Below are 25,062 nucleotides of genomic sequence, written 5' to 3' on the forward strand. Positions count from 1 at the left end.
GACGCCGGTGGCACGCATCGCGGTTCGCCCTACCGGGTAGGAGATTCGGAAGCGCGGTCAACGCCGCACGGCAAAGGCCCGCGCGAGCTCCCTGACCCGCTCCGCCACCCGGACGTCCGTACCCCCGGCGAGCAGCCGTCCGATCAGGGCGGCGATCTCCGCCAGCTCCGTCTCCCCCATGCCCTGCGTGGTCACGGTACCGGTCCCGAGCCGGATCCCGGAGGCCTCCGACGGCGGCGCCGGGTCGTACGGCAGCGCGCACTTGCCGAGCAGCAGCCCGGCGGCCGCGCAGCGGCGCTCCGCCTCGGCCCCGCTGACGCCGAGCGCGCCGACGTCGGCGGTCACCAGATGGGTGTCGGTCCCCCCGGTCAAGGGCCGCGCGCCCACCGCCGCGAGCCCGTCCGCGAGCACCCGTGCCCCGGCCACCGTGCGGTGGGCGTAGGCCCGGAAGGCGGGGGTGGCGGCCTCGGCCAGCGCGACGGCCTTGCCGGCCACCTCGTTCATCGCGGCGCCGCCCTGGCTGAACGGGAAGACCGCCCGGTCGACCCGCTCGGCCAGCTCGGCGGTGCACAGCAGCAGACCGCCGCGCGGGCCCCGGAGCAGTTTGTGGGTGGCCGCCACGGTGACGTCCGCGTACGGCACCGGGGACGGCGCGACACCGGCCGCGACCAGGCCGGTGGTCTGCGCGACGGAGGCCACCAGATAGGAGTCCGTCTCGTCGGCGATCGCCCGGAAGGCGGCCCAGTCGGGGTGCCGCGGGTAGGAGATGGAACCTGCCACGATCGCCTTCGGCCGGTGGCGCAGCGCCAGCTCGCGGACCTGGTCGAGGTCGATCAGCCCGTCCTCGCGGCGCACCCCGTAGCCGACGAAGTCGAACCAGCGGCCGGAGAAGTTGGCCCGCGAGCCGCAGCTGAGGTGGCCGCCGTGCTCCAGCGACATCGCCAGCACCACGTCGCCGGGCCGCAGCAGCGCGGCGTAGGCGGCGAGCATCGCCGCGGTGCCGGAGCGCGGCTGGACATTGGCGTGCGGGGCGGCGAACAGCTCGCGGGCCCGGTCGATCGCCAGCAGCTCGGCGGCGTCGGCGAGCGAGCAGCCGGCGTGGTGGCGTCGGCCGGGGTAGCCCTCGGCGTACTTGTCGATCAGCGGGCCGACGAGGGCCGCCAGCACGGCCGGGCGGGTGAGGTTCTCCCCCGCCAGCAGCTGGATCGTCTCGGCCCGCCGTTCGGCCTCGGCGGCCATCAGGTCGGCCAGCTGGGGATCGGCCCGGAACAGGGCGGCGGAGAGCGCCTCGGGGGTCTCGACGGGGCCGGTCGCGGCATCGGTGACGGTCATGGCGGGGGCTCCCGGGCGCGTCGGGTCGGATCCCTCCAGCGTAGGACCGCCCCCGCGCCCCGGCACGGCGGCGCGTGCCGGGGTACGCCCGGCCGTACGAAGCGGCGCGACCGGGCCGGTGGTGCCACGGCGACCGGCCGGCGAGCGGGTCGGCGCTCAGTGCAGCGCGCGGACCCCGGTGAGAGCGGTGACCACGGGGTCGACGGCGTGGAATATCTCCTCGCCGCAGTTGCGGAACATCCCGATCGGCGCGCCGTACGGGTCGTGCAGCTCGTCCGTCTCGGGGTCGGCGGCCAGCAGCCAGCCGCGGAGCGCCGCGGCGGCCCGGACCAGGGCCCGGGCGCGCTCGGTGACGTCGGCGCCGCGGCGCGGGTCCGGCAGGGTCCCCGGGTCGATCGTCCGGACCAGCCGGGTGAACTCCTTCAGGGTGAAGGTGCGCAGCCCCGCCTCGTGGCCCATGGAGATGACCTGGGCCCGGTGGTCCAGGGTCGCGGTGAGCACCAGGTCGGCCTCGACCACGTGCTCGTCCAGCAGTTCGCGGCCGGTGAAGCCGCCGCTGTCGGCGCCGTACTCGTCCAGCACCGTGGCGGCGTGGTCCTCCATCGGCGCGCCGACATGGCCCCAGGTGCCGGCCGACTCGACCAGGATCCGGCCGGCCACCCGGGGGTTCAGCCGGGTGTCCAGCTCACGCCGGGTGAGCCGCTCGGCGATCGGCGAGCGGCAGATGTTGCCGGTGCACACGTACAGGATCCGGAAGTGGTCCAGCGGCCTGGGTCCCACGCTCAGGTACGGCGATATGCCGGGCCCGGCATGGAGGGAGGCGGCCGTCAACTGCCGGCCTCCAGGTCGGGGACGACCTCCCTCAGCTGCTCGACGGAGATCGCGCCGGCCCTCAGCAGTACCGGCACCTTGCCGGTGACGTCGACGATCGACGAGGCCTGGGCGTGGTCGGCGGTGCCGCCGTCCAGGTAGACCGAGATGGCGTCGCCGAGCTGCTGCTGGGCCTCGTCGCAGGTGGCCGGGGACGGGCCGCCGGTCCGGTTGGCGCTGGAGACGGCCATCGGACCGGTGGCGTTCAGCAGTTCGATGGCGACCGGGTGCAGCGGCATCCGGACCGCGACGGTGCCACGGGTCTCGCCGAGGTCCCAGCGCAGCGAGGGCTGGTGCTTGGCGACCAGGGTGAGCCCGCCCGGCCAGAAGGCGTCGACGAGCTCCCAGGCCTGCTCGGAGAAGTCCGTGACCAGGCCGTGCAGGGTGGTCGGCGAGCCGACCAGGACGGGCGAGGGCATGTTGCGGCCGCGGCCCTTGGCGGCGAGCAGGGCGGCCACCGCCTCCGGGGAGAAGGCGTCCGCGCCCACCCCGTAGAGGGTGTCGGTGGGCAGCACGACGAGTTCGCCGCGGCGGACGGCAGAGGCGGCCTCACGCAGACCGGTGGCGCGGTCCCCGGCATCGGCACAGTCGTAGCGGCGGCTCATCGGTGCGGTCCCCTTCCGGACGGGCTCATGGTGGTGCTCGTGGTGGTGCTCGTGCTGGTGTCGGCGGCGCCGCTCCGGCGCCCCGACGGGCCGCGGTGCCCGTCGGCCACCCGGTCGGTCACAGCGACGCCTTGCGGGCCGTGGTGAAGCGCGGGCGGTTGTTCAGATCGCGGTGGTCGGCGGTGTCGGTCCAGCCGGCCTCCTCGTTGAAGATCCACGGGACCTGGCCGCCCTGGGTGTCGGCGTGCTCGATCACCACGGCGCCGCCCGGGCGCAGCAGGCGGGCGGCGACGCGCTCGATGCCGCGGATGGTGTGCAGGCCGTCCTCGCCGGAGAACAGCGACATCTGCGGGTCGTGGTCGCGGGCCTCCGGCGCCACGTACTCCCACTCGGTGAGCGGGATGTACGGCGGGTTGGAGATGACCAGGTCGAAGCGGCCGTCCCAGGCGCGGTCGTCCTCGAAGGCCCGGGTGGCGTCGCCCTCGTGCAGGGTGACCCGGGCGCGGTCGGGCGAGGAGCCGATGTTGCGCCGGGTGTAGGGCAGCGCGCCCTCGTCCAGCTCGAAGGCGTGGACGACGGAGCGGGGCAGCTCCTGGGCGAGGGCGAGCGCGATGGCGCCGGAGCCGGAGCAGAGGTCGACGACCAGCGGCTCGGCCACGTCCATGTCGCGGACGGCGTCTATGGCCCACTCGACCACCGACTCGGTCTCCGGGCGGGGCACGAAGACGCCGGGGCCGACCTCCAGCTCCAGGTAGCGGAAGAACGCCCGGCCGGTGATGTGCTGGAGCGGCTCGCGGGCCTCCCGGCGGGCCACCGCCTCCCAGTACCGGGCGTCGAAGTCGGCGTCCTTGACGGTGTGCAGCTGGCTGCGCCTGACGTTGTGGACGTGTGCGGCGAGTTCCTCCGCGTCGAAGCGCGGCGACGGCACGCCGGCCGCGGCCAACCGCTGGGTGGCCTGGGCCACCTCGGCGAGTAGCAGGTTCATCCGTACGACCTCTTGCTTCCGCTCTCCGGCCTCGACGTCGGTCCCGCCGCCGCCGGTGTCAGTTCTGTTGGGCCGCGGCGAGCTTGGCCGCGGCGTCCGCGTCGACGCAGGACTGGATGACGGCGTTCAGCTCGCCGTCCAGCACCTGGTCCAGGTTGTACGACTTGAAGCCCGTCCGGTGGTCCGAAATGCGGTTCTCCGGGTAGTTGTACGTCCGGATCCGCTCGGAGCGGTCCACCGTGCGGACCTGGCTGCGGCGCGCGTCCGAGGCCTCGCGCTCGGCCTCCTCCTGCGCGGCGGCCAGCAGCCGCGAACGCAGGATGCGCATCGCCTGCTCCTTGTTCTGCAGCTGGCTCTTCTCGTTCTGGCAGGACGCCACGATACCGGTCGGCAGGTGGGTGATCCGGACCGCGGAGTCGGTGGTGTTGACCGACTGGCCGCCCGGGCCGGAGGAGCGGTACACGTCGATCCGCAGGTCGTTGGCGACGATCTCGACCTCGACCTCCTCGGCCTCGGGGGTGACCAGCACGCCCGCCGCCGAGGTGTGGATGCGGCCCTGGGACTCGGTGGCGGGGACGCGCTGCACGCGGTGCACGCCGCCCTCGTACTTCAGCCGGGCCCAGACGCCCTGGCCGGGCTCGGCGTTGCCCTTGGTCTTCACGGCCACCGAGACGTCCTTGTAGCCGCCGAGGTCGGACTCGTTGGAGTCGATGAGCTCGGTCTTCCAGCCGATCCGCTCGGCGAACCGCAGGTACATCCGGAGCAGGTCGCCGGCGAACAGCGCGGACTCCTCGCCGCCCTCACCCGCCTTGATCTCCAGGATGACGTCCTTGTCGTCGTTCGGGTCGCGCGGGACCAGCAGCAGCCGCAGCTCCTCGGTCAGCTCCTCGCGCCGGGCCTCGCCGGACTTCACCTCGGCAAGGAACTCCGGGTCCTCGGCGGCGAGTTCGCGGGCGGCCTCGATGTCCTCGCCGGCCTGCCGCCAGGCCCGGAAGACCCGGGTGATCGGCGTCAGTTCGGCGTAGCGCTTGGCCAGCTTGCGGGCGTTCGCCTGGTCGGCGTGGACGGACGGGTCGGCCAGCCTCGCCTCGAGGGCGGCGTGCTCGACGAGGAGCTCTTCGACTGCCTCGAACATGGGGTGGCCTTCTTCCCGGGGATCGGCGGGTGGATCTGAGGGGGACCGCGGAGCGCGGAGGGTGCGAGGGACGCGAACGGCGCCGGTCCCCCATGCCCCCGGAACGAGTACGGGGGCACCGGGAACCGGCGCCGAGGGAGCGCTAGGCCTTCGCGCTGTGGGTCTTGCCGAAGCGGGCCTCGAAGCGGGCGACGCGGCCACCGGTGTCGAGGATCTTCTGCTTGCCGGTGTAGAACGGGTGGCACTGCGAGCAGACCTCGGCGCGGATCTCGCCGCTCTTCTCGGTCGACCGGGTCGTGAACTCGGCACCACAGGTGCAGGTCACGTGGGTGAGCACGTACTCGGGGTGAGCGTTGGACTTCAAGGGGTTCTCCTAGTGTTCGGGAGGGCACCGGGTCGGCGGCGGGGACGCCGCTCGTGAACCGGGACCGACGGACCAGTCTGCCAGGACCGGCCGCTTCTTCCCAAACCGGGGGGCGCTCCGGGATATTCCGGACCCCGCCGGACCCCGCCGGGGGCCGACCGGGTCTCGCCCGGGGCTCAGCCGCGTCGGGCGGGGGCGGTCGTGGGTGCCGTCGTGGGTGCCTTCGCCGGGGCCGTGGGGGTGGCCTGGGCGGGGTTTGGCGGCTGGGTGGCGGCCACGGCCTCGGGGACCGGCCGGTCGGCCTTCAGGGCCGCCCACAGCTGGTCGGCCTGCGGCTGCAGCTGGACCACCCGGTCCGGGTCGCCGGGGGCGGCCGTCACCGGCAGGGTGACCATGCCGAGCTGGTCCGGCCCGATCCCCTTGAGCTGCTCGGCCAGGCCGACCAGGGAGTTCACCGAGGCGAGCGCGGAGTCGGTGGTGATCGAGCGGGTCAGGGTGTCGCCGACCGACCAGAGCTTCACCGGGTTGGTCATCAGCCCCACGCCGCCGGCCTGCTTGAGCAGCGAGCGCACCATCTGCTTCTGCAGCTCGATCCGGCCGAGGTCGCTGCCGTCGCCCACGCCGTGCCGGGTGCGGACGAAGGCGAGCGCCTGCTTGCCGTCGAGGTGGTGCTCGCCGGGCTGGAGGTCCAGGCCGCTGTCCTTGTCGTGGATGGCCACGGTGGTGGTCACGGTGGCGCCGCCGACCGCGTCCACGAGCCGGGCGAAGCCGGCGAAGTCCACCTCGACGTAGTGGTCCATCCGCAGCCCGCTGAGCTGCTCGACGGTCTTCACCGCGCAGGTCGCGCCGCCGGCCTCGTAGGCGCTGTTGAACATCGCGCGCTTGGCGGCCGGCACCGCCCGGCCCTGCCGGTCGGTGCACTCGGGGCGCGGGACGAGGGTGTCGCGCGGTATGGAGACCACGTCGGCGCGGGAGTGGTCCTGGTTGACGTGCAGCACCATCGCGGTGTCCGAGCGGGCGGTGCCGCCGGTGTCGCCGCCGGCCAGGTCCGCGTTGCCGCCGGCCCGCGAGTCCGAGCCGAGCACCAGCAGGTTGAACGAGCCGTCGGTGGCCGTGGGCGGGCGGGAGGTGCCGAGCCGGCCGTCGATGTCGACGCTCTTGATGTTGCCGTCCAGCCGCAGGTACGCGTACCCGGCGGCCCCGGCGCCGAGGACGACGAGCGCGACGGACCCGCAGGCGGCCGCGCGCAGGAGCTTGCGGCGGCGGCTCGGGACCCTCTTGTGTTCGGCCATACGGTCCAGAATAAATCGGACAAGATGCTTGAAAGAGTCCAGACTGTCCCAAGTCTGGAACAAACACCGGTCCGGAACGCGGCGAGCCCCGGGCCGCTCGCGCGGGCCGGGGCTCGTCCGTGTACCGAGGAAGGTCAGTCGCTGGACCCGGGGGTCGTCTTGGCGATCTGCATCAGGAACTCGGCGTTGCTCTTGGTCTGCTTCATCTTGTCCAGCAGCAGCTCGATCGCCTGCTGCGAGTCGAGCGCGTGCAGCACCCGGCGCAGCTTCCAGACGATGGCGAGCTCGTCGGCACCGAGCAGGATCTCCTCCTTGCGGGTGCTGGAGGCGTCCACGTCGACGGCCGGGAAGATGCGCTTGTCCGAGAGCTTCCGGTCGAGCTTGAGCTCCATGTTGCCGGTGCCCTTGAACTCCTCGAAGATCACCTCGTCCATCCGCGAGCCGGTCTCGACCAGCGCGGTGGCCAGGATGGTCAGCGAGCCGCCGTTCTCGATGTTGCGCGCGGCACCGAAGAACTTCTTCGGCGGGTACAGCGCGGTCGAGTCGACACCACCGGACAGGATGCGGCCGGAGGCCGGCGCCGCCAGGTTGTAGGCGCGGCCCAGACGGGTGATCGAGTCCAGCAGGATCACCACGTCGTGGCCCAGCTCCACCAGGCGCTTGGCGCGCTCGATGGCCAGCTCGGCGACGGTGGTGTGGTCCTCGGCCGGGCGGTCGAAGGTCGAGGAGATGACCTCGCCCTTCACCGACCGCTGCATGTCGGTGACCTCTTCCGGACGCTCGTCGACCAGGACGACCATCAGGTGGCACTCGGGGTTGTTGTGGGTGATCGCGTTGGCGACCGCCTGCAGCACCATGGTCTTACCGGTCTTCGGCGGCGCGACGATCAGACCGCGCTGGCCCTTGCCGATCGGCGACACCAGGTCGATGATCCGGGTGGTCAGGATGCCCGGGTCCGTCTCCAGACGCAGCCGGTCCTGCGGGTACAGCGGGGTCAGCTTGTTGAACTCGGGGCGGCCGCGGCCGCTCTCCGGGTCCATGCCGTTGACGGAGTCCAGCCGCACCATGGCGTTGAACTTCTCGCGGCGCTCGCCGTCCTTGGGCTGGCGCACCGCGCCGGTGATGGCGTCACCCTTGCGCAGGCCGTTCTTGCGGACCTGGGCGAGCGAGACGTAGACGTCGTTCTGGCCCGGCAGGTAGCCCGAGGTGCGGACGAACGCGTAGTTGTCGAGGATGTCCAGGATGCCCGCGACCGGGATCAGGACGTCGTCCTCGCCGATCTGCGGCTCGGCGACACCGGCCTCGAAGCCCTCGCGGCGGCTGCCGCGGCCCCGGCGGTCGCGGTAGCGGCCGCGGCGGCCGCGCCGGCCGTCACCGAACTCGTCGTCGTCGAAACCGCCCTGCGGCGCCTGCGCCTGCGGCTGGGCCTGCTGGGTGGCGGGCTGGCGGCTCTGCTGGCCCTCGCCCTGGGTGCCCTGCTGGCCGCCCTGGCGGTCGGCACGGTCGGTGCGGTCCGCACGCTCGGGGCGGTCGGTCCGGTCCCGGCGGTTGCGGCGGTCGCGACGCGACTCGCGCCCGTCGCCGTCCTGGCCGGCCGGGGCCTCGGCGGTCTCCTGGCGGCCCTCGCGCTCGCCGCCCTCGCGGCGGTCGCGACGGTCCCGGCGGTCGCGGCGGGTCTCGGTGCGACCCTCCTCGCGGCCCTCCAGGGCGCGGGCGCCCTCGGGACGGGCCTCGGCCTGCTTGGCCTCGGTCGCCACGGCGGCGGGCGCCTCGGTGGCCTCGGCCACCGGCGCACCGGCGGCGGAGGTGGCCCGACGGCGGGTGCGCTCGGCCCGGGCCGGCGCGGCGGTCTCGGCGGCGGCCTGGACCGGGATCTCGATCTGGGCCTGCGCCTCGGCGGCGGCCGGGGCCTCGGCCCGGGCGGCAGCGGCCTTGGTGGTCCGGCGGGCGGGCTTCTCGGCCGGCTCGGCGGTCTCGGCCTTGGCCGCGCGCTTGGCGGCCGGAGCGGCGGTGGCGCCGGCGAGGAGCGGGTCGCCCCCGCTCTTCTCCTTGATGGTCTCGATCAGCTGGCTCTTGCGCATCCGCCCGGTACCGGTGATGCCCAGGTCACCGGCGAGCTTCTGCAGCTCCGCCAGGACCATGCCGTCCAGGCCCGCGGCGGCGGTGCGGCGGCGCCGCGCCGGGGCCGCGGGGGCGGCGGCGGCGTCCGACGCCTCGGCGTCCGGGCGCGCGCCCATCAGATCGGTGGTGTCGCTCACTAAGGGTCCTTCCCTGGAGCGGACGTCGGCCTGTCTGGCTCGGCGACCGGTTGTGCTGTCCTGACCAACGCTCGACTGCGTCGGTCCGAGGCGGTGTTCCCCCGGACGGCGGTGCCGGTCGGGGGAGAGCTGCGAGGTGCGGTGCTAGAAGCACGGTGGTGCTGAGTGGCGTGGCGGGACGGTCGTGTGCCCGACCCTCCCCCGGCCGCCGGCCGGGAGCTGCCCCCACGCTGCCTGCGAATCCCGGGCCCCCGTCGCGTGACGGTGGCCCGTGCTCCGCCCGTCCTGTTCCTCCAGGTGGGAGGCCGCGGGGTGGGAGTCAGGTGCCGTCACGGCTTCGGGATGCGGCCGCAAGTCGCGCAGGCAGGCTGCGTACGCGCTGCGGTGGGCTCCCGGAGAATCGTCGCCCCGTGCATCGCCTGGACTCCGCTGACGCGGAGTGCTGGGATCGGGACGCGGCGCACCGAGCCCCGGAGGGCACCTGGTGCAGCAATGAGGTTAACACTACCGACCCCCTCAGACATTCCCCAGCCTTGCGCTTGCCAATCGTGTCCGGACGGCCCGGTGCCGGCGCACCGGGCCGGACCGCCGCGGACGGGGTGTTTCAGACGTCGAGCGGGAGCACCGAGGCTCCGGTCCGGTCGAGTTCGAGCCGGTGGGCGTCGAACGCCGGGCCGCCGCTGCCGTGGTCCGCCGCGAAGTCCAGGACCTTCTGCACGCCCGCCTCGTCGGTGAGCGCGAGCACGGTCGGACCGGCGCCGGAGATCACGGCGGGCACGTTCTCGGCCCGCAGCGCGGCCACCAGCGCGGCGCTGTCCGGCATCGCGGAGGCCCGGTAGTCCTGGTGGATCCGGTCCTCGGTGGCGGCGAGCAGCAGGTCGGGACGCCGGGTGAGCGCCTCGACCAGCAGCGCGGACCGGCCGGCGTTGGCGGCGGCGTCGGCCAGCGGGACGGTCCTCGGCAGCAGTCCGCGGGCGGTCTCGGTGAGCACCTCGGTGGCCGGGACGAACACCACCGGGACGACCTCGGCGGAGGGCTCCAGGGCGATCGCCCGGGCCCGGTCCTCCTCGGTCCACGCCACGGTGAAGTTGCCGCGCAGGCAGGCCGCTACGTTGTCCGGATGGCCCTCCAGCTCCGAGGCGAGCGCCAGCAGCGCGTCGTCGTCCAGGGCGGACGGGCCGCCGATGGTGACGGCGCGGGCGGCGACGATGCCGGCGCAGATCGCGGCGGACGAGGAGCCCAGGCCGCGACCGTGCGGTATGCGGTTGGCGCAGACCACTTCGAGGCCGCGCGGCTGGCCGCCGAGCCGGTCGAAGGCGGCGCGCATCGAGCGGACCAGCAGGTGGCGCTCGTCGCGCGGAAGCGTCTCGGCGCCCTCGCCCGCGATGTCGACGGAGAGCCCGGAGTCGGCGACCCGGACGACCACGTCGTCGTACAGGCCCAGGGCGAGTCCGAAGGCGTCGAACCCCGGACCGAGGTTGGCGCTGGTCGCGGGGACCCGGACCCGGACGGCGGCGGCACGGAACGCAGGACCGGCCATGCGGTGGACTCTCCTGGGGAAATCGGGCGGCGCGAAGCGCGTCGGTGCGAGGGTGGGGAGCGGGCCGCGGGGCCCCGGCCGGGGCGGGCGGTCACATTCGGTGGTGCGGCCCGGAACGGGGTCGGACCCGGGGCATGTGCCACACGGCCGCACCCAGAGTATCGAAGACAGGTTCCACAGCGGTACACCCCGTGGGCCTTCGATCTGGTGTGTTGCCGGTTCTGGCCGGAATTCATGCCGGATTCGGATCCGAATCCACCACTGAATTGACACAAAAGTGTCAGTCGAGAACGAGACCGGGCCGACCCCCGAAAGGGTCGGCCCGGGGTGGGGGGATGTTCGTCCACCCGCCGTCCGTACGGTGTTCCGCCGGACGCTCCGTCAGTCGAGCAGGCCCAGCTGCCGGGCGGCGGCCTCGGGGTCGATCGGGACGATCCGGGGCTGCGGCGCGCCGGCCACCGCCCAGTCCGGGTCCTTGAGGCCGTTGCCGGTCACGGTGCAGACGATCCGCTGGCCCGGGTCGACCAGGCCGGCCTCCGCCTTGGCCAGCAGGCCGGCCACCGAGGCGGCCGAGGCGGGCTCCACGAAGACGCCCTCCTGGGAGGCCAACAGCCGGTACGCGGACAGAATCTGACGATCCGTCACCTTGTCGATGAGACCGCCCGATTCGTCCCGCGCGGCGAGCGCGAAGTCCCAGGAGGCCGGGTTGCCGATCCGGATCGCGGTGGCGATGGTCTGCGGCTTGAGCACCGGGGCGCCGTCCACGATCGGGGCCGAGCCGGAGGCCTGGAAGCCCCACATCCGCGGGGTGCGGGTGGCCAGGCCGTCCGTCGCGTACTCGCGGTAGCCCTTCCAGTACGCGGTGATGTTGCCCGCGTTGCCGACCGGCAGGACGTGGATGTCCGGGGCGTCGCCGAGCATGTCGACGATCTCGAAGGCGGCGGTCTTCTGACCCTCGATCCGGACCGGGTTCACCGAGTTGACCAGCGCCACCGGGTACTTCTCGGACAGTTCACGCGCAAGGGTGAGGCAGTCGTCGAAGTTCCCGTCCACCTGGAGGATCTTCGCGCCGTGCACCAGCGCCTGGCCCATCTTGCCGAGGGCGATCTTGCCCTGCGGGACCAGCACCGCCGACACCATCCCGGCCCGCACCGCGTACGCGGCGGCGGAGGCGGAAGTGTTGCCGGTGGAGGCGCAGATGACGGCCTGGGCGCCGTCCTCCTTCGCCTTGGAGATGGCCATCGTCATGCCGCGGTCCTTGAAGGACCCGGTCGGGTTGGCGCCCTCGACCTTGAGGTAGACCTCGCAGCCGGTGCGCTCGGACAGCACCTGGGCGGGGACCAGCGGGGTGCCGCCCTCCAGCAGGGTGACCACGGGGGTCGCCGCGCTGACCGGCAGGCGGTCCCGGTACTCCTCGATCAGACCCCGCCACTGGTGGGTGTGGGTGCCTCTGGCGGCGTTCTCGGCAACGCTGCTCATCATCTGTTCCTATTCCCCTTCGACCCGCATGGTGCTGGCCACGTCGCGCACGCTGTCGAGTGCGCGGAGCTTGTCGACCGTCGCCGACAGCGCGGCGTCGGTGGCACGGTGGGTGACCACGACGAGCGAGGCGTCGCCGTCGCGGCCCTGCTGGCGCACGGTGTCGATGGAGACACCGTGCTCGGCGAAGACGGAGGCGACCTGGGCGAGCACCCCCGCGCGGTCGTCGACGTCCAGGCTGACGTGGTAGCGGGTGACGACCTCGTCCATCGGCTTGGCCGGCAGCTGGGTGTACACCGAGTCACCGGGGCCGGTGGCACCGGCGAGCTTGTTGCGGCAGACCGCCACGAGGTCGCCGAGGACCGCCGAGGCGGTCGGCGCGCCGCCCGCGCCCGGGCCGTAGAACATCAGCCGGCCGGCCGCCTCGGCCTCCACGAACACCGCGTTGTACGCCTCGCGGACCGAGGCCAGCGGGTGGGACAGCGGGATCATCGCCGGGTGGACCCGCGCGGTCACCGACTCGCCGTCGGCGGCCCGCTCGCAGATCGCCAGCAGTTTCACCACGCAGCCCATCTCCTTGGCGGAGGCGATGTCGGCGGCGGTCACCTCGGTGATGCCCTCGCGGTACACGTCCGCGGCGGTCACCTCGGTGTGGAAGGCGATGCCGGCCAGGATCGCGGCCTTGGCGGCGGCGTCGAAGCCCTCCACGTCGGCCGTCGGGTCGGCCTCGGCGTACCCGAGCGCGGTAGCCTCCTCCAGCGCCTCCGAGTACCCGGCGCCGGTGGTGTCCATCTTGTCCAGGATGAAGTTGGTGGTGCCGTTGACGATGCCCAGCACCCGGTTCACCCGGTCGCCGGCCAGCGACTCGCGCAGCGGGCGCAGCAGCGGGATCGCGCCCGCCACCGCGGCCTCGTAGTAGAGGTCGACCCCGGCCGCGGCGGCGGCCGCGTGCAGCTCGGTGCCGTCCTGGGCGAGCAGCGCCTTGTTGGCGCTGACCACCGAGGCGCCCTGCGCGAACGCCGCCAGGATGAGGTTCTTGGACGGCTCGATGCCGCCCACCACCTCCACCACCACGTCGATGTCGCCCCGGGTGACCAGGGCCTCGGCATCGGTGGTGAGCAGGTGCTCGGGCACGCCCGGACGGACCCGCCCCTGGCGCCGGACCGCGATACCGGCGAGCTCGACCGGCGCGCCGATGCGCGCGGCGAGGTCGGCGGCGTCTGTCGTCATGATGCGCGCCACCTCGGAGCCCACCACACCACAGCCCAGCAACGCCACCTTCAGCGGCCGCGTACGCATCATCCGACTCCGCTCTGCATTCGTCGTTCTTCGGTCGTTCCGGCGGGCATTTCGGTGTCCCGCCGGACTTTCGGTCTCTACCAGTCTCCGGGACTTTCCGTACGGATCTACGGTCGTTCCATGATCTGAGACAAGGATTTCGTCATCCGATATCGAGACGCAGGAGATCCTCCTCCGTCTCGCGCCGGACGATCACCCGGGCCGCACCGTCCCGGACGGCGAGCACCGGAGGCTTCAGGGCGTGGTTGTAGTTGCTCGCCATCGAGCGGCAGTAGGCACCGGTGGCGGGCACCGCGATCAGGTCGCCGGCGGCCAGGTCGGCCGGCAGGAAGGCGTCCCGCACGACGATGTCGCCGGACTCGCAGTGCTTGCCGACCACCCGGACCAGCATCGGTCCGGCCTCACTGGTGCGCGACACCAGGGCCACCGTGTACTCGGCGTCGTAGAGCGCGGTCCGGATGTTGTCGGACATCCCGCCGTCCACGCTGACATAGGTGCGCAGGCCCTCGAGCGGCTTGACGGTGCCGACCTCGTACAGGGTGAACGCGGTCGGGCCGACGATCGCCCGGCCCGGCTCCACGCTCAGCCGGGGGGCGGTCAGGTTCGCGGCGGCGCACTCGCGGCGGACGATCTCGGCCAGCGCGGCCGCGATGTGGGCCGGCTCGCGCGGGTCGTCCTCGCTGGTGTAGGCGATGCCGAGGCCGCCGCCGAGGTCGATCTCGGGCAGCTCGACGCCGTGCTCGTCGCGGATCGACGCCAGCAGGCCGACCACCCGGCGGGCGGCCACCTCGAAGCCGGCGGTGTCGAAGATCTGCGAGCCGATGTGCGAGTGGATGCCGCGCAGTTCGAGGCTCCCGGGGTGCGCCAGCACCCGGCGGACCGCCTCGGCGGCCGCTCCCCCGGTCAGCGAGAGGCCGAACTTCTGGTCCTCGTGCGCGGTGGCGATGAACTCGTGGGTGTGCGCCTCCACGCCGACGGTGACCCGGATCAGCACCGGCTGGCGGACGCCCTGGCGTCCGGCCACGGCCGCCAGGCGCTCGATCTCCTCGTAGGAGTCGACCACGATGTGCCCGACGCCGGTCTTCACCGCGTGCTCGAGCTCGTCCACCGACTTGTTGTTGCCGTGCAGCGCGATCCGCTCCGGCGGCATCCCGGCGGCCAGCGCGACGGCGAGTTCGCCGGTGCTGCACACGTCGAGGTTGAGGCCCTCCTCGTGCAGCCAGCGCACGACCGCCTTGGAGAGGAAGGCCTTGCCGGCGTAGTAGACGTCCGCCTCACTGCCGAAGGCGTCCCGCCAGGCGCGCGCCCGGGAGCGGAAGTCCGCCTCGTCCATGACGTAGGCCGGGGTACCGAACTCGGCGGCGATGCGGTTCACGTCCAGGCCGCCGACGGTGACGACGCCGTCGGCGCCGCGCGCGACCGTCTCCGACCAGACCTTGGGGTCGAGCGCGTTCAGGTCCGCCGGCGGGGCCTGGTAGTGCCCCTCGGGCAGTACGTCACCGTGACGGGGGCCTGCGGGATGTGCGGAGCGAGACATGTCCTCGGTTTCCTCGACCTATGGCGAGGGGCGGCGACGGTCCCCGTTGACCGTCAGCCGCCCCCGCTGTGCGCATGGGGGTGGTGCCTACATCCGCTCGGGCGACGTCACGCCCAGGAGCGTGAGGCCGTTGGCGATGACCGTGCGTGTCGCGTCGGCCAGCCAGAGGCGGGCGTGCGTGAGGTCAGTGACCTCCTCGTCGCCCTTCGGCAGGATCTGGCAGTTGTCGTAGAAGCGGTGGTACTTGCCCGCCAGCTCCTCCAGGTAGCGCGCGACCCGGTGCGGCTCGCGCAGCTCGCCGGCCGTCGCCAGGACCCGGGGGAACTCGCCGAGCTGGCCGAGCAGGTCGGACTCCCACTCGGTGGAGAGCAGCTCGGGTTTGAAGTCGGCGGAGCGCGTGATGCCCAGCTCGCCGGCCTTGCGCTGCACCGAGCACATCCGGGCGTGCGCGTACTGGACGTAGAAGACCGGGTTCTCGTTGGTCTGGCTGGTCAGCACGTTGATGTCGAGCGTGATGGTGGAGTCCGTGGAGGACCGCGCCAGGGTGTAGCGGGCCGCGTCCACGCCGATCCACTCGACCACGTCGTCGATGGTGATGATGTTGCCGGCCCGCTTGGACATCCGGACCTCTTCGCCGTCGCGAAGCATCTTCACGAACTGGCCGATCCGGACCTCGATGTTGCGGTCCATGTCGTCGCCCGCGCAGGCCGCGATGGCCTTGAGGCGGTTGACGTAGCCGTGGTGGTCCGCGCCCAGCATGTAGACCGAGACCTCGGCACCCCGGTCCCGCTTGGACAGGTAGTACGCGGCGTCGGCGGCGAAGTAGGTGGTCTCGCCGTCGGCCTTGATCAGGACGCGGTCCTTGTCGTCGCCGAAGTCGGTGGTGCGCAGCCAGATCGCACCGTCCTGCTCGAAGACGTGGCCCTGCTCGCGCAGCCGCTCCATGGCCTTCTCGACGGCGCCGGAGTCGTGCAGCGACTTCTCCGAGAACCAGACGTCGAAGTGGGTGCCGAACTCCTCCATCGAGCGCTGGATCTCGGCCACCATGAGCTTGAGGCCCTCGGTGCGGAAGACCTGCAGCTGCTCGTCCTCGGAGAGGTCGAGCACGCCCGGGACGCCCTCGGTGATCGCCTTGGCGATGTCGGCGATGTACTCGCCGACGTAGCCGTCCTCCGGGACGGGCCTGCCGTTGGCGGACGCCTGGAGCGACTTGGCGAACTTGGAGATCTGCACGCCGGCGTCGTTGAGGTAGTACTCGGTGGTGACGTCGGCACCGGAGGCGCGCAGCACCCGGGCCAGCGAGTCGCCGACGGCGGCCCAGCGGACGCCGCCGATGTGGATCGGGCCGGTCGGGTTGGCGGAGACGAACTCCAGGTTGATCTTCAGGCCCTTGAGCGCCTCGTTGCGGCCGTAGCCCTGGCCCGCCTCGACGATGGTGCGCGCCAGCTCGCCCTGGGTGGCGGCGTCGAGGGTGATGTTCATGAAGCCCGGGCCGGCGATGTCGACCCTGGTGACGCCGGTGATCCCGCGCAGGCGCTCGGCCAGCAGTTCGGCGACGGCTCGCGGCGGCTTGCCGGCCGGCTTCGCGAGCTGGAGGGCCACGTTGGTCGCGTAGTCGCCGTGGTCCCTGTTCTTGGGCCGCTCGATCGTCACGTGCTCGGGCACGGCGACGGCCAGCTCGCCCGCCTCGACGGCGGCGCTCACTGCGGCCTGGACTGCCTGGGAAAGCTCTGCGGGGGTCACGACGCCAAGCGTAGGCGAGAGGGGGTGGGCCCTCGCCACTCGGTTTGCCGGTTGAGACACCGGGGCGCCCCGCTCGGGCCCGATCACTCAGGCCCGATCACTCCGGCCTGTTCGCCCAGGGCGAAACCCGTCCACCGCCCCGCGGTCCCGGTCGCGCTCCATCAGCCGCCGCACCAGCGCGACCAGGTCCGCCGGATCGAAGGGCTTGCCGAGGTAGCCGTCCACCCCGACCGACTCCCCCAGATCCAGATCGGACGGCGAGCAGGCACTGACGATCGCGATCGGCAGCAGCCGCGTCCCCGGCGCCGCCCGCAGCCGGGCCGCCGTCCGCAGACCGTCCAGCCTCGGCATCATCACGTCCAGCGTCACCACGTCGGGCTTCACCTGGCGGACCACCTCCAGGCACTCGGCACCGTCGGCGGCGGTCACCACCTCGAAGCCCTCGAGCTCCAGGTTGACCCTGATCAGCTGGCGGATCACCTCGCTGTCGTCCACCACGAGGACCCGCCCGGACACTCCCGACACCTCACCGAGGGTATCGGCGGGCCCGCCGCCCCGTCCGGGCTTTGGCCACTTCCGCCCGACGGGCTGTGCGGACCCGGCGTCGGACCGCCGGTCGGACCTCCGGGAAACGCGTGCACGGAGCACGGCGCGGGCCTGGTAGTGTTCTCCACGTCGAAGCGAACGCGACGACAACAACGAGCAAGCCCCCGTAGCTCAGGGGATAGAGCACCGCCCTCCGGAGGCGGGTGCGTAGGTTCGAATCCTACCGGGGGCACTTCGCAAGAAGTGCAGAACAGGCCCAGGCCAGTGGCGAGTTGCCACCGGACTGGGCCTGATTCGTTTTTCCGGCACTTCCGTTTTTCCGGCGCTGACACCCGGTCAACCCGTGGGGCCGGGTCGCGGCCCCACGGGGACGGTGGTCAGCTCGCGGCCGCGGCGCCCGCGCCGGTGGGGGCGGCGAAGGTCTCGGCGGGGCCGAAGTCGGTGAAGGTCACCTTGTTGACGGCCTTGGCACCCTTGCTGACCACACCCTGCTCGACGTACCGGGTACGGCCCTGGGCGTCGATCCACTGGTCGAAGTCGAAGCCGGTGATGCCCTTGGTCTTCGACGAGCGGTAGGTGCGCGGGTCGATCTCGGCGATCTGCTCCAGGTCGATGTGGCCGGACAGGTGCTGCGTCGGGACGCCGTCGCGGGTCTCCGCGCCCTTGCGGGCGGACGGGCCCTGGGCCAGCAGCAACTTGGCGTAGACGGTGTAGTCGAGCGCCGAAGTGTCGGCGGACTTCGGCCCCTTGGTCCACTGCTCGCCCGGGCCCATGCGGGTGTACGTGGCGTCGGCGGTGGTGACCGTCTCGACCACGAGCTCGGCCTCGGCGATCTTCATCTCGCCGCGACCGGTGTAGGCCGTGTTGAGGTTCTGCCGGGCGGTGGTGATCCCGGCGGCCTTGCCCCCGACCTCGGTGACCATCTTCAGGGAGACCGCGTAGGGCTCCTTGCTCGCGTTCTCCACGGCCTTCGCCGGGTCGAAGTCCCCGGCCGGGGCGGCGGGGGTCGTGACGACCGGCGCCGGGGTGGTGGCGGCCGGGGTCGGGGTCTCGGTGGCGGTGGGCGAGGGGGCGGCCGCGGTGGTCGCGGGCGCGGCGGCGGTGGTCGCCGGGGCGGGGGCCCCTGCGGTCTTGTCCTCGGTGTCGTTGCAGGCGGTGAGCGCGGCCAGGGCGAGGGCGGTCGCGGCAGCGGCGATGACGGTGGTACGGCGCATCGTGGTGGAAGTCCCCAAGGCGGAAAACGGTGGTCAGTGCGCGGAGAGCCTCCCACAGGGCGCGATCACCGGTCGAAACGGAGTTCGATCCGGCGGGCGGCCGGGCAAGGAGGACGCGGCGGCGGACTTCACGGGCGGGCGGGAGCGTCCGCCAGCCGGTCCATCAGGCGGGCGGCGAGGCGGAGGACTTCGCGCTCGGTCTCGGAGAGGGCGCCCAGCGCCTCCGCCAGCCAGGCGTCCCGGCCGGCCATGTCCCGGGCCAGCGCGGTGCGGCCGTCCGCGGTGAGGTGGAGGACTGACTGCCGGCGGTCCCGCTCGCCCGGGACGCGGCGGAGCAGGCCGTCCCGCTCCAGTTCGGCGAAGACCCGGGTCAGCGACTGCGGCTGCTGGTGGTCGGCGGCGGCCAGCTCCCCCGGGGACATCGGGCCGTGCCGGAGCAGGTGCCCGAGCACGCTCAGCTTGTTGAGGCTGAGGCCCTCCCCCACGCGTTCGGAGCGCAGTCGGCGGGCCAGCCGGACGGTGCCCTGGCGGATCTCCGCCGCCTCCGGAAGCCACGGCTGATCAATCTCCATATTGCTACGCTAACACTTACTGTTCTGACAGCAGAGAATCGGCACTTCCTCGGTCAGCGTGAGCAGGCAAGGGAGAAATCCGTACGTGATGAGTAGATATCTCTCCTGGCTCCGCCAGGCTGTGCGCTTCGACCCCGGGCTGCTGCTGCTCCGCGGGACCGCCGTCACCACGGCCGCCATGCTGGCCGCGTACGGCTCCGCGCTGCTGGTCGAGCACTTCGCCCACCTGCGGGTCGACGTGGTCGTCCAGACCGTGGTGCTGGCCGCCACCGCCGCCAAGGTCCAGTCCGCCGCCGACCGGTACGACCGGCTGCTCGGACTCGCCGTCCTGCCGGCGGCCGCTGCGGGCGCCGCCGAGATCGGGCGGTTGATGACCCTCCACCCGAACGCCGCCGACGTTCTCTTCACCCTCGGGACGGCGCTGGCGGTCTGGGTCCGCCGGTTCGGCCCCCGGGCGACCCGGGCCGGCGGCCTGCTGGTGCTGCCGCTGGTGGCGCTGCTGGTCATGCCGCCCGACGCCGGGCCGGTCCCCGGCCACGACCACACCCTGTGGGTCGCGCTGATCGCGGTGGCTTCCGGCGCCTGGGTGGCCCTCTTCCAGGCCGCTGCCGTCCGGACCGGGCTGGTGCCGGCTCCCGTCCGGGCGCCCGCGCCGGAGTCGGCACCGGAGTCGGCACCGGAACCGGAGGCTCGTCGGCGGCCGGGCGTCCACACCCGGATGGCCCTCCAGATGGCGGGCGCGGTCGGTGGGGCGTTCCTCGCCGGGCGGGCCGTCTGGCCGGACCACTGGGCCTGGGTGGTGCTCACCGCGTTCATCGTGTGCAGCGGCGCCCGCGGCCGGGGCGACGTGCTGTTCAAGGGGTTGCAGCGGGCGGTCGGCGCAGCTGCGGGCACGGTGGTCGCGACGGCCGTCGCGGGTTCCTTCGGCCCGCACGAGGACGCCGCCGTCGTACTGATCTTCGCGGTCCTCGCGCTCGCCACCTGGCTGCGCGAACTCAGCTACGCCTACTGGGCGGCCTGCGTCACCGCCGTGCTCTCCCTGCTCTACGGCTGGTTCGGCCAGAGCTCGGACGACCTGCTGCGCACCCGGTTGGCGGCGATCGGCCTCGGCGCGGCCGTCGGCATCGCGGCCTCCTGGCTGATCCTCCCGCTCCGGACCCGGGACGTGCTGCGCCGGCGGACTGCGGACGCGCTGGCCGCGTTGACCGAGCTGCTGGGTGTCACGGGCACCGACCGGCCCGCCCTGCTGCGCGGGCGGGCGCGGTTCGCGTACGGGGCCGCGCAGCTCGAACTGCTGGCCCGCCCGCTGCGGGCCGAGCGCCGGGCCGGGCGGTCGGCCCGGCGGCTGACCGGGCGCGGGGGCGGCTCCCCCACCGTCCGCCCGTACCGGGCCGACGTGGTGGACGCCGTCAGCGCCTGCGAAGCCCCGCTGGGCGTGCTGGTGGACGGGGCGGTCACCGACCCCGCGCTCTGGTCCGACCCCCGGGTGGCCCGGCTCAACCGGGCGGTGGCCGCGAACAGCGCGGCGGTCCGGCGGGCGATCGGCCGGCGGCCCGGGCCCGCCTACCAGGGGATCCGGGCACGGATCCCCCGACAGCCGGGAGCGGCGCCGGTCGGCCCGCCCGAGCAGCTGCGGATGCTGGCGGCACTGCTCGCCGTCGACGACGCGCTCGGCACGATGGCCGCAGTGTTCGGCGACCCGCCGCAGGCCGAGGCAGAGGACGGCAGGGAGGTGGGGATCTCCTCGTCCTCGCCCTCGCCCTCGTCCTCGCCCTCCTCCTCCGACAACTGATCTCGACCTCGCGCAGTGCCGCTCCGGCACTGGAGCGGCACTGCGAGACACAGCAGGCTCCCGGGCGCAGCGGGCCCGGGGAGAGGTCTACGGAAGGTACCGCTCCAGGGCCTTCGCGCCCTCTTTCTCGATCAGCTGGCGGGCCCGCTCCAACCGCTCCGGGGTCGGCTCACGGCCACTGGCCATCACCAGGTCCTCGGCATCGAACGGGTGCTCCGAACCCGTGAAGAGCCGCTGCGGCGCCTGCTCCGACCCGCCATTCACTCCGTCGCCCATTTCGTGCACCTTTCTCGACACCCGGCACCATCTGTTCCTCCAGCCTGATCCGGAACCCACCACAACGCACCCTGAAAAGCAGTGCAGGTACGGCGGCCCCAGGACGGGCCCGGGCGAAGAAGGCGGACAACGATGTCCCGGCACAACCAAGATCACCTGCCGGGGGACAGCCCTGATCGTTCCGGTGGCGGGCCTCTCGAGCTCAGATGGAGAGCCGGTCGCCGAGTTGGCTGCGGAGATACAGGACGGTGTGACCGTGCCGTGCGCGGGTGACCAGTCCGGCCCGGTGCAGCACGCCGAGGTGCTGGCTGACCGTGCCCGGACTGGTGCCGAGGCGGCGGGCGAGGTCGGTGGTCCCGGCGGGCTCGGCCAGCAGGGTGAGGATCCTGGCGCGGGTGCGTCCCATGAGGTCCGCCAGCGCGGCGGGCACGGCAGCGTCGGTATGCCATACCGTGGCGCGGCCCCGGGCCGGGTACCAGACCCGGGGCGGGAGCGCGTGGTCGACCAGGGTGACGGCGTGGTCGCAGAAGAGGGAGGGGGTGAAGGCCACCCCGCGGCCATCCACGTCGAGGTCCAGCCGGGCCTCGGGGAAGGCGTCCAGGAGCAGGGTGCCGTCCTGCCAGCTCAGTCCGGGGTCGATGTCGGCGAACAGCGCGGCGGCTCCGCCGTCCGCGAGTCGTCTGGCCCGGTGCAGGATGTCGGCCCGCAGCACGGCCTCGATCTTGGGCCAGTGCGGCGCGATCACCAGGGCCCAGTACCTGTACAGGGTGTCGGTGATGGCCGACAGCGTGCCAAGGGGGTCGTCCAGTGCTCCGTGCAGCCGGGGGTGCAGTGGTCGGCCGCTGGCCGCTTGGAGCAGGTCGGCGGTGACGCGCTCGGCCGGGGTCGCTCGCAGCACGGCGAACTCGTCGTCGATGTCAGGGGCGGGGACCGGGGGCTGGGGGGTGAGGAAGTCGGGCAGGAAGCGCCGCGGCCCGACCAAGGCCTGCAGCAGCGGCCAGTCCACGTGGTCGAGCAGCGGGGCGGCCTGGCGCAGCAGCGGCTGGTGCGCGGCGTGCCGGATCGGGTTGTGCCACGCCCACAGGCTCAGCACGGTCTCCTGGAGCGGTGAGACGGCGAACCGGACGGCGGCGAGGTCGCCCACGTCCAGGCGGAGCAGCAACATTCGGCCCATCCTAAATGTCTGGCCCGGTGTGGCCCGGCCTGGTGGGATCGGCGGCATGGATTCTGCTGCTTCCGGTGCTGCACCGGCGACCTACGACCGTATCGGTGTCGACTACCGGCGGGTGCGGGTGCCCGACCCGCGACTTGCCACGTTGATCCGGCAGGCGCTGGGCGAGGCGCGCACGGTGGTCAACGTCGGTGCCGGGACTGGCTCCTACGAGCCGGAACACGCGCACGTCACCGCTGTGGACCCCTCCCAGGTCATGCTCGACCAGCACCCGGGAGCGAACAAGGTCCGGGCTGGAGCGGAGGACCTCCCGTTCGCGGACGGGGCCTTCGACGCCGCCATGGCCGTGATGACCGTCCACCACTGGCCCGACCTGCACCGCGGGCTCGCCGAGTTGCGCCGAGTGGCCCGCCGGCAGGTCATCTTCACCTGGGACCCGACGCACCCGCGGGAGCTGTGGCTGCTCGATGAGTACCTGCCGGAGATCCGCGCCCTGGAGCATGCCCGCTTCACTGCGCTCGACCAGGTGGCCGAGGCCCTGGGCGCGCACACAGTCCTGCCCTTCCCGATCCCGCACGACTTCACCGACGGCTTCCAGATCGCCTACTGGCGCCGGCCGGAGATGTTCCTGGACCCGGTCCTGCGGCAGGCCAGCTCGACGTTCGCCCAACTGCCCTCGGCCGTGGTGGAACCGGCGATGGCCCGGCTCCGCGCGGACCTGGCCTCAGGTGCCTGGCACCGCCGCCACTGCGACCTGCTCGAACAGGACAGCGTGGACTACGGCTACCGCCTCCTCATTGCAGACTCACCGGCATGACCCCACGGCCCTCACAACGCGCCCCCCGGGAGATCGACCGAGCACAGCTGGGGAGCGAGTGAGCGCAAGGTGGCCGTTTCGGGGAGCACCGTCAACCGCCAACACTTCGAGATCATTTGTGAGGGATGATGGCGGTATGCGTGGTGAGGACGGGTTGTTCGAGGTCGAGCCGGCCGAGAAGGGGCAGTCGCAGGGCCGTCCGGCGGCGGTGGACAAGCGGTTCAGGGCGTTCGACCCGCACCAGGTCCTGCTGCTGCCCCGTCGTTGGACGACTGGCTGTGCCAGGACCACCTCGCCCGGTTCGTGGCCGACCTGGTCCACGACGTCCTCGGCCTGACGGCGGTCCGAGCCGACTACACCGAGAAGCGCGGCTACCCGCCCTACGAACCGCGGCTGATGCTACGTCTGCCGAGCCACTGATCATGAGTGTTGCGAGGACCGCCAGAAAGTAAGTGGGGCGGTTTCTCACGGTCGTTGCAACACGTCGTCTGTTGTTTCAAGCCGTGAAGAGTCCAGCCAGAGGCTCGGCCCGGGTTGCCCGCCCGAGCCTCTGCCGTCGCATGGGGACGTTGTCCTCACTCGGATGCCACGCGGCTAATCCGTCTTGACCGGCACGAGCGCCCAGGCATTCTGGAGGTCGGAGCTGAAAGGCGCCAGCTCGAGCACAGGCGGATAGATCGGCTTCGGCGACACCACCACCAGCAGGTCCTTGTCGGGAACACGGATGAAGTAGGGGGTAGGCAGCGGCGACTGCGGAGCCGGCTCGAGCCTCCACTCACGAGTGGGGAAGTCACTCAGCGGCCCCAGGATCACCCTCGCGCCGGCCTCCGGCTCCTTGTAGCTCAGGGAACGAGAAGGGAAGAGGCGGGCGGGAATCTGGATGGCACAGGTGCCATCAGGCATGACCTCCACCGCAAACTGTTGCTCGCTCTCCGGCGCAGCCCCCTGAGGCACCACGGTCACACCCTGTTCCCCGGCTGTGAGGACTCGCGCCTCGGGGCCTTCGGTGCCGGGCCAGCAGATGATGCGATAGACGCCAGAGGACAAGGTCATGGGTGACTCCTTCACCTAGTGGTCACCGCGGCCACGACCGACTCCGGTCGACCGCCTCCTGCGGCGACAAGTGGGCCGGACCGCAGATCGGCCGGACCACCAGGCAATACTGCAGAAGCCCTGAAGACGCACCACAAGACGGCAAACCACCCGAACGAGGGAAATCCCAAGGGGTCAGGCCCTAGCCGACGAGAAGCTTGGTCAGGCGTTCGGCCGGGGTGTCCCAGCAGAGCGTCCTGCGAAAGGTCAGTGCCCTTGGGGAACTACTGCCGCAGCAGGCCGTTCGTGTTCTCGTTGGAGCCGAGCTGCCAGGGCGAGGCGGGATCGCAAAAATAGACCGGCATCCCGGTGGCCACAGTGTTGCGAGGACCGCTAGAACCCAAGTGGGCTCCAGCGAGGGCCCTTGAGCGCCACCTCCCAAGCCCCGGGGGCGGAGTGGGAAGTCGGTGCCGTCGACTTCCTGGTCCTGGGTTTTCCCGCGGTGGCTCCCTTGCTGGGTGCAAGGGAGCCACCGGGGAGGGTCACTGGGGCATGTGGGGTTGGTGGTCGGTCTGGTGGGCGGTCCAGGTGTGTTCGGTGGTGCCGTCGGGGAGGGTGTGGGGTTCCCAGTGGCCGTGGCGGGTGATCGGGGGTGGGGGGGGGCCGATCTTGAGGGCGGTGACGACGCCGGTGACGACGGTGGCGATGGCGAGGGCGAGGAGGACGGCGAAGGCGGCGCCGACGAGGAACCTGCTCACTTCCGGGGCACCTCGCGGAGCAGGGTGAGGAGGTTGAGGAGGGTGGAGACGGGGGCGTCGCCGAAGTCGACGAGGAGGCGGCCGTCGATGGTGGGCTCCGAGACCGAGATGGAGCCCCAGCGCAGGCCGAGGGGTCTGCCGCGTTCGTGGAGTTCGAGGAGGAGGGCGGTGACCTCGGGTTCGGTGTAGGTGCGCAGGATCTTGTCGTGGGGGTCGATGGGGCCGTTCACGCGGCGGCGTCCAGTTCGAACCAGACGCGCTTGCCGTTCTTGGCGGGGTCGGCGCCGAAGCGGTGGGTGAGGGAGCGCACGAGGTGGAGTCCGCGCCCGGACACCGCGTAGGGGTCGGCGGAGATGCGGGGTTCGGGGAGGGTGGGGCTGTCGTCGGCGACGGACACGCGCAGGGTGCGGGTGGGCAGGAGGACGACCACGACGGTCGGCGCCTG

24 protein-coding genes, 1 tRNA gene and 2 pseudogenes are annotated in these 25,062 nt (G+C 72.5%); 4 read left to right on the plus strand and 23 right to left on the minus strand.

Annotation, left to right across the window (positions count from 1 at the left end; translation table 11 throughout):
* Nucleotides 1-57 precede the first annotated feature (57 nt).
* The 14 genes from glyA to ADK60_RS26325 form a co-directional block, all read right to left on the minus strand.
* The gene (gene glyA, locus ADK60_RS26260) at nucleotides 58-1,332 is read right to left on the minus strand and encodes a serine hydroxymethyltransferase (RefSeq protein ID WP_053649264.1); all 1,275 of its coding nucleotides are present in this window, start codon (nucleotides 1,330-1,332) and stop codon (nucleotides 58-60) included.
* Between the two features lie 156 nt (nucleotides 1,333-1,488).
* Nucleotides 1,489-2,130 (minus strand): arsenate reductase/protein-tyrosine-phosphatase family protein, encoded by a 642-nt coding sequence (locus ADK60_RS26265; RefSeq protein WP_045941638.1) that lies wholly within the window; start codon nucleotides 2,128-2,130, stop codon nucleotides 1,489-1,491.
* 29 nt (nucleotides 2,131-2,159) lie between these two features.
* Entirely contained in the window at nucleotides 2,160-2,807 is a 648-nt protein-coding gene (locus tag ADK60_RS26270; protein ID WP_053649266.1) for an L-threonylcarbamoyladenylate synthase, read from the minus strand.
* 118 nt (nucleotides 2,808-2,925) lie between these two features.
* Complete coding sequence (prmC, locus tag ADK60_RS26275) at nucleotides 2,926-3,792, minus strand: peptide chain release factor N(5)-glutamine methyltransferase (RefSeq protein ID WP_030392793.1); 867 nt, start codon at nucleotides 3,790-3,792, stop codon at nucleotides 2,926-2,928.
* Nucleotides 3,793-3,850: 58 nt separating this feature from the next.
* The gene (prfA, locus tag ADK60_RS26280) at nucleotides 3,851-4,927 is read right to left on the minus strand and encodes a peptide chain release factor 1 (protein WP_053649268.1); all 1,077 of its coding nucleotides are present in this window, start codon (nucleotides 4,925-4,927) and stop codon (nucleotides 3,851-3,853) included.
* A gap of 142 nt (nucleotides 4,928-5,069) precedes the next feature.
* On the minus strand, nucleotides 5,070-5,291 hold the full coding sequence (gene rpmE / locus ADK60_RS26285) for a 50S ribosomal protein L31 (protein WP_045941635.1): 222 nt from the start codon (nucleotides 5,289-5,291) through the stop codon (nucleotides 5,070-5,072).
* Nucleotides 5,292-5,467: 176 nt separating this feature from the next.
* Nucleotides 5,468-6,583, minus strand: a complete 1,116-nt coding sequence (locus ADK60_RS47820; RefSeq protein ID WP_053649269.1) for an LCP family protein — start codon at nucleotides 6,581-6,583, stop codon at nucleotides 5,468-5,470.
* A gap of 134 nt (nucleotides 6,584-6,717) precedes the next feature.
* Entirely contained in the window at nucleotides 6,718-8,841 is a 2,124-nt protein-coding gene (gene rho, locus ADK60_RS26295) for a transcription termination factor Rho (protein ID WP_053649271.1), read from the minus strand.
* Between the two features lie 604 nt (nucleotides 8,842-9,445).
* Complete coding sequence (gene thrB, locus ADK60_RS26300) at nucleotides 9,446-10,381, minus strand: homoserine kinase (RefSeq protein ID WP_045941642.1); 936 nt, start codon at nucleotides 10,379-10,381, stop codon at nucleotides 9,446-9,448.
* Nucleotides 10,382-10,762: 381 nt separating this feature from the next.
* Nucleotides 10,763-11,860 (minus strand): threonine synthase, encoded by a 1,098-nt coding sequence (gene thrC / locus ADK60_RS26305; protein WP_045941643.1) that lies wholly within the window; start codon nucleotides 11,858-11,860, stop codon nucleotides 10,763-10,765.
* Between the two features lie 9 nt (nucleotides 11,861-11,869).
* Complete coding sequence (locus ADK60_RS26310) at nucleotides 11,870-13,162, minus strand: homoserine dehydrogenase (RefSeq protein WP_045941644.1); 1,293 nt, start codon at nucleotides 13,160-13,162, stop codon at nucleotides 11,870-11,872.
* 139 nt (nucleotides 13,163-13,301) lie between these two features.
* Complete coding sequence (gene lysA, locus ADK60_RS26315; protein ID WP_053649273.1) at nucleotides 13,302-14,696, minus strand: diaminopimelate decarboxylase; 1,395 nt, start codon at nucleotides 14,694-14,696, stop codon at nucleotides 13,302-13,304.
* A gap of 87 nt (nucleotides 14,697-14,783) precedes the next feature.
* Entirely contained in the window at nucleotides 14,784-16,439 is a 1,656-nt protein-coding gene (argS, locus tag ADK60_RS26320) for an arginine--tRNA ligase (protein ID WP_053649275.1), read from the minus strand.
* An 87-nt stretch (nucleotides 16,440-16,526) separates the two neighbouring features.
* The gene (locus ADK60_RS26325) at nucleotides 16,527-16,964 is read right to left on the minus strand and encodes a response regulator (protein WP_107094720.1); all 438 of its coding nucleotides are present in this window, start codon (nucleotides 16,962-16,964) and stop codon (nucleotides 16,527-16,529) included.
* A gap of 181 nt (nucleotides 16,965-17,145) precedes the next feature.
* On the opposite strand from ADK60_RS26325, the gene ADK60_RS26330 reads away from it, so the two are divergent.
* A tRNA-Arg gene (locus tag ADK60_RS26330) sits at nucleotides 17,146-17,217 on the plus strand.
* 145 nt (nucleotides 17,218-17,362) lie between these two features.
* Here the strand turns inward: ADK60_RS26330 and ADK60_RS26335 are convergent.
* Nucleotides 17,363-18,217 (minus strand): LppX_LprAFG lipoprotein, encoded by an 855-nt coding sequence (locus ADK60_RS26335; protein ID WP_159400591.1) that lies wholly within the window; start codon nucleotides 18,215-18,217, stop codon nucleotides 17,363-17,365.
* 110 nt (nucleotides 18,218-18,327) lie between these two features.
* A complete protein-coding gene (locus tag ADK60_RS26340) occupies nucleotides 18,328-18,771 on the minus strand; it encodes a MarR family winged helix-turn-helix transcriptional regulator (RefSeq protein ID WP_045941648.1) in 444 nt (147 codons plus the stop codon).
* An 88-nt stretch (nucleotides 18,772-18,859) separates the two neighbouring features.
* On the opposite strand from ADK60_RS26340, the gene ADK60_RS26345 reads away from it, so the two are divergent.
* Complete coding sequence (locus ADK60_RS26345; RefSeq protein WP_107094721.1) at nucleotides 18,860-20,563, plus strand: FUSC family protein; 1,704 nt, start codon at nucleotides 18,860-18,862, stop codon at nucleotides 20,561-20,563.
* A gap of 87 nt (nucleotides 20,564-20,650) precedes the next feature.
* Here the strand turns inward: ADK60_RS26345 and ADK60_RS26350 are convergent, their stop codons facing one another.
* Together ADK60_RS26350 and ADK60_RS26355 are read right to left on the minus strand one after the other, a co-directional pair.
* Complete coding sequence (locus ADK60_RS26350; RefSeq protein WP_053649283.1) at nucleotides 20,651-20,839, minus strand: hypothetical protein; 189 nt, start codon at nucleotides 20,837-20,839, stop codon at nucleotides 20,651-20,653.
* 202 nt (nucleotides 20,840-21,041) lie between these two features.
* Nucleotides 21,042-22,004 carry an ArsR/SmtB family transcription factor gene (locus ADK60_RS26355; RefSeq protein WP_053649290.1) on the minus strand — a complete coding sequence of 321 codons (963 nt, stop codon included), beginning with the start codon at nucleotides 22,002-22,004 and terminating at the stop codon, nucleotides 21,042-21,044.
* 55 nt (nucleotides 22,005-22,059) lie between these two features.
* Here ADK60_RS26355 and ADK60_RS26360 point away from each other — a divergent pair, with 55 nt between their 5' ends.
* On the plus strand, nucleotides 22,060-22,827 hold the full coding sequence (locus tag ADK60_RS26360; RefSeq protein ID WP_053649292.1) for a class I SAM-dependent methyltransferase: 768 nt from the start codon (nucleotides 22,060-22,062) through the stop codon (nucleotides 22,825-22,827).
* Nucleotides 22,828-23,035: 208 nt separating this feature from the next.
* Nucleotides 23,036-23,235, plus strand: a pseudogene (locus tag ADK60_RS42345) (transposase); the annotation flags it as partial.
* A 186-nt stretch (nucleotides 23,236-23,421) separates the two neighbouring features.
* On the opposite strand, the gene ADK60_RS26365 reads toward ADK60_RS42345, so the two are convergent.
* The 5 genes and pseudogenes from ADK60_RS26365 to ADK60_RS26380 form a co-directional block, all read right to left on the minus strand.
* Nucleotides 23,422-23,880, minus strand: a complete 459-nt coding sequence (locus tag ADK60_RS26365; RefSeq protein WP_053649294.1) for a hypothetical protein — start codon at nucleotides 23,878-23,880, stop codon at nucleotides 23,422-23,424.
* 181 nt (nucleotides 23,881-24,061) lie between these two features.
* Nucleotides 24,062-24,239 (minus strand): annotated as a pseudogene (locus ADK60_RS43835) (transposase); the annotation flags it as partial.
* Nucleotides 24,240-24,401: 162 nt separating this feature from the next.
* Nucleotides 24,402-24,617: a hypothetical protein gene (locus ADK60_RS26370; RefSeq protein WP_053649296.1), complete on the minus strand. Its 216-nt coding sequence runs from the start codon at nucleotides 24,615-24,617 to the stop codon at nucleotides 24,402-24,404.
* On the minus strand, nucleotides 24,614-24,847 hold the full coding sequence (locus ADK60_RS26375) for a hypothetical protein (protein WP_053649299.1): 234 nt from the start codon (nucleotides 24,845-24,847) through the stop codon (nucleotides 24,614-24,616). The genes ADK60_RS26370 and ADK60_RS26375 overlap by 4 nt, the downstream gene beginning before the upstream one ends.
* Nucleotides 24,844-25,062, minus strand: a 219-nt coding sequence (locus tag ADK60_RS26380; protein ID WP_199839759.1) for an ATP-binding protein, incomplete at its 5' end; no start/stop codon positions are given. The genes ADK60_RS26375 and ADK60_RS26380, both read right to left, overlap by 4 nt.

Source organism: Streptomyces sp. XY431 (genome assembly GCF_001279805.1).
Classification (GTDB): domain Bacteria; phylum Actinomycetota; class Actinomycetes; order Streptomycetales; family Streptomycetaceae; genus Kitasatospora; species Kitasatospora purpeofusca.